Raw genomic sequence first — 4,031 nt, forward strand, 5'->3', positions numbered from 1 at the left:
TCGCTCCCCTCACCGCCCCGACCGCCCTCGGGTACGCCGCCGCGCTGGCCTGCGCGATCGGCGCGGCAGCGGGATGGCAGCCGCAGCACACCGCGCTGGTGGTCCTGCTCGTCCCGGTGGCCGCTGCTCTGCTCGCCGCGCGCGTCACCGGGCGGGCCACCCTGCCGGTGGAGCTGACCGGCGCCGCGACCGCGCTGCTCGCGGTGGGCCTCGCGATCACCGACCCACCCATGCTCGCCCTGGTGCTGGCGCTGTGCGCGGTGATCGCGGCCGGAGTGGCCGTGCGTCCCGACCGCCGGCCGGTCGGCTACGCGGCGGCCGTACTGTTCCTGCTGGCCACCTGGATCCGGCTCGCCGCCTGGGACGTCGGCACCGTCGAGGCGTACACGATCCCGGCCACCGTCCCGGCCCTGTGCGTCGGCGCCTGGCGCAGGCGGCGCGACCGGCTCACGTCGTCCTGGACGGCGTACGGCCCCGGGCTCGCCGCCACGCTGCTGCCGAGCCTCGCCGCGGCCTGGGACGACCCGCACTGGACGCGCCCGCTGCTGCTGGGCACGGCCGCTCTCGCGGTCACCCTGCTGGGCGCCCGCCACCGCCTCCAGGCCCCGCTGCTCCTGGGCGGATCGGTCCTGGCCCTGGACGCCTTGCACGAACTGGCCCCGTATCTGGCCCAGTTGACCGGCGCCCTCCCCCGCTGGGCGCCCTTCGCCGTGGCCGGCGCACTGCTCCTCGCTCTGGGCTCCACCTACGAACGCCGGATCCGCGATGTCCGCCGAGTCCGGGACGTCTTGACCAATATGCACTGAAGCGCCCCGCCAGGGGGCTACGGCATCCTGTCCCCCAGCAACGCCAGATTCTCAATGGCCGCCAGCCCATACAGAGCCGTGTCGTTCGACGAAACCCACGCGGCCTCACTACCCGCCACCAACGCCACCGGCCCGCTCAACGGCTCCGTCTTCCAGGGCGAAGCCTCCGTGTACCCGTCGGAGTTGTAGAACTTCGCCCACGCCCGCTCGGCCAGTGCGGCGTCCCCCGTCTGGACGGCCGCGTAGGCGTCCAGCCGCGAGTGCCCCTGGAAGAGCAGCAGCGTGCCGAAGTCGGAGCCGTACCGCGCCTTCTGCTCGGCCTTGGTGGCGTTGAAGTAACGGCAGTAGTCGAAGTACGCCTGGTTGAACTTCGGCATGTCGACCAGGTCGATCAGTTCCGCGCACAGCTCGTTGAGCCCGAAGACGGCCGAGAGGTGGGACACGGACACCACCGGCGAGCTCGCCACGGCGAACTGGCCGGTGTCGAGGTCGTAGAGCCCGCTGCCCTGGACGAAGCCGTTGGGCTGGGCGGCGATGCCCTCCATCGTGGACAGGACCCGCGCCTTGGCCTTCTCCCACTTGGGCCCCTTGCGCTCCCACTCGGTCAGCCAGGCCGACACCAGCCCGCTCCAGTCCGTGCCGAAGCCGATCGACAGCGCGTGCCGGTCGGGCGTGTAGGGATCCGTCCGCACCTTGCGCTGCGGGTCGAGGACGAGGAACGTCTCGTCGGAGTCGACGTTGGCATGCATGAGGTCGCCGACCCGCTCGTCCGCGGTGAGGAAGTAGTAGTAGCGCCGGTACGTCGTGTTGGCGATGCGCTGCTGCTTGGCGCTGTCGGCGTAGTGCTGCACACCGTGCCGTGTGCCGAGGCCCGCCCACTGGCCGAGGTGGTAGACGTCGACCTCGCCGGTGTGCCGGGTCAGCGCCTCGGCGAAGCGGAAGATGTCGGCCCGGCCGGAGCGGATGTACGCGAACCACAGCCAGATGTCCGGCGACAGCTCGGAGTTGTCCCAGGCGTAGCCGCCGACGTCGTAGCGCCACTGGTGGCGCACGGTGTCGTAGGTGTGCATGAAGTCGCCGTAGTCCCAGAAGCCGTACCAACGACGCTGCTCCACCTGGTCCTTGTAGTACGTGAAGAGGAAGTCGAGGTGGTCCTCGATCTTCGCCTTTGCCGGGGTGGAGCGGTCGGGCTCGGAGTACAGCCCCGGTCCGAAGACCTTGGCCCTGATCAGCTGCTTGGGCGGGGCGGCCAGCTGCGGCAACACCCGTACGGCGGCGACCTGTTGGGCGAGTGTCTCCGCGCTGGGCGTCGAGTCGTTGGCCCAGAACAGCAGTTCCGAGGTGCGGGCGATGCCGTAGGGGGTGCCGAACTCGGGCTCGTAGTCCTCGTAGGTGATGTTGAGGCCCTCGAGCTGCTTGGCGTACGTGTCCTGGCCCATGCCGTCGTGGTAGAAGCGCAGGTCCATGGGCTGGGCCTCGGGCGACCAGAGCCAGAGGGTGACCTCGGCCGCGTCGGTGTGGGCGTCGCGGATGTCGAGCTGGGCCGGGTACTTCTCCCAGAAGTCCCGCAGGCCGAAGGAGAATCCGCCACTCACCCCGCCCACGTACCCGAACCCGGAGGCCCGTCTGCCGCCGCCGGCGCCGATCCAGCCGTACCCCTTCTTGGTGCGCTTGCGCAGCGTGAAGCCGTCGGCGGACAGCTGGGAGAGGGTGTAGTCGCCCCACTCGGGGATGTACTGCAGCCGGGTCGTCACCCGCTGGTCCCAGGTGGACGGGTCGGGGAGCTTCTGCCCGGCGTACTGTGCCGCCTGCACCGCGGCGCCGGGGTCGCGGCGCAGTCCGGTGATGCCCTTCACGGCCTCCCGCAGCAGGCCGGTGCCCTCGCCGCCGACGCGGATGTGGCGGTCGTAGGACTCGTCCAGCATCGGCACGTCGAAGCGCACACCGAGTCCGCGGATGAAGTCGCCGCTCGCCTTGCCGGGTTCCTGGGTGCCGTCGTAGGTGATGGTGTGCACCATGCGGAAGGCGTCGGCCCCGGCGTAGAAGTACAGCCGGATGGAGAAGGGCAGCCAACTCCGGCCGCCCTTGCGGTGCTTGCCGTCGATGCGGACGACGGCGCGGACCGGCCCGTCCTGCTCCACCGTCACCTCGCCGACCGCCCCGTCGAAGCGCTCGGTTCTGACCGTGCCCTGGTCCTCGTCCTCGATCTCGGGCTGCCGGACGAGGACGAGCCGCCCGTTCCTGGCGATCTCGGTGGATCCGCGGGTGACGGACTTGATGATCGTCGACCCGTTCTTGCCGATCTTCACGGTGATGACGCCGGTGGACACGTCGATCGTGCCGCCGCTCCTGTCGACGGTGACCTTCTTGTCGGGGGCGGCCGCGTCACCGGCGCTGAGCGTCAGCTTGCCCGAGCCCGAACTGACGGCGTGGGCGGTCCACTTGAGCGATCCGTCCGGCCAGTAGGCGATCGGCCACGACTGCACCGGTACGGCCTTGCCGTCGGCGTCGGTGAGCGCGAAGGCCTGGCCGGGCCGATGGGCGCCCTTGGGCCAGGGGACGCCGACGGTGGCGCCGGGCGCGGCGCCGAGGCCGCCGTCCTCCAGCCAGTCCAGGGTCACGGGACCGTCGTCGGCGGCATCGGCTCTGGGGGCGGCCTCGGCGTCCCGGGCTCCTAGCGCCCAGCTGAACTGCGCGGCGGCGCCAGCGACGGCGGCCGCCTTGAGGAGGGACCTGCGGGGGATGGGGGACATGAGAGTTCGGCCTTTCTTTTCGGGAGGTTGCTTCCGAGCGGATGGTCAGGGGCATGACAGATGGCAGCCACACAGTGGTATGTCACATAGCACTGGCCTCGCGTCCGACGGCGGTGGCCGCCGGATGCCCGGCGGCCCCCACCCCTCATCGCCCCCGTTGCCGCTCCTCCACGGCGACGGCGGCCGCCGCGACGGCTCCCAGCACGGGAACGGCCAGCGGCGCGATGAACCAGGCGGACAGCGCGACGAGCGCCAAGCCGCCGACGATCAGGAAGGATCCGGCCGGATCGAGGACGGTACGGCGCCCGGCGCTCGCGAGCAGCACCCGCCACCGCTCCCCCGGCCTCCACACGGCCGCCGCGCGCAGCCCGGCCACAGCGGCCCCGATGAGCGCGAACACCCCGACGGCCCCGACGAGCGGCCCACCGGGCAGCCCGGCCCGCCCGGCCCGGACATCCACCCAGACCAGCGC

2 protein-coding genes and 1 pseudogene are annotated in these 4,031 nt (G+C 71.6%); 1 reads left to right on the forward strand and 2 read right to left on the reverse strand.

Annotated features, from left to right (window positions below):
- A partial coding sequence (locus GRC12_RS42425) for an SCO7613 C-terminal domain-containing membrane protein (RefSeq protein ID WP_368861641.1) occupies positions 1 to 806 on the forward strand: 806 nt, incomplete at its 5' end.
- Between the two features lie 17 nt (positions 807 to 823).
- On the opposite strand, the gene GRC12_RS42430 is transcribed toward GRC12_RS42425, so the two are convergent.
- On the reverse strand, positions 824 to 3,559 hold the full coding sequence (locus GRC12_RS42430; protein ID WP_208785783.1) for an exo-rhamnogalacturonan lyase family protein: 2,736 nt from the start codon (positions 3,557 to 3,559) through the stop codon (positions 824 to 826).
- 145 nt (positions 3,560 to 3,704) lie between these two features.
- Positions 3,705 to 4,031, reverse strand: a pseudogene (locus GRC12_RS42435) (hypothetical protein); the annotation flags it as partial.

The organism is Streptomyces griseorubiginosus, assembly GCF_017614965.1.
Classification (GTDB): domain Bacteria; phylum Actinomycetota; class Actinomycetes; order Streptomycetales; family Streptomycetaceae; genus Streptomyces; species Streptomyces griseorubiginosus_B.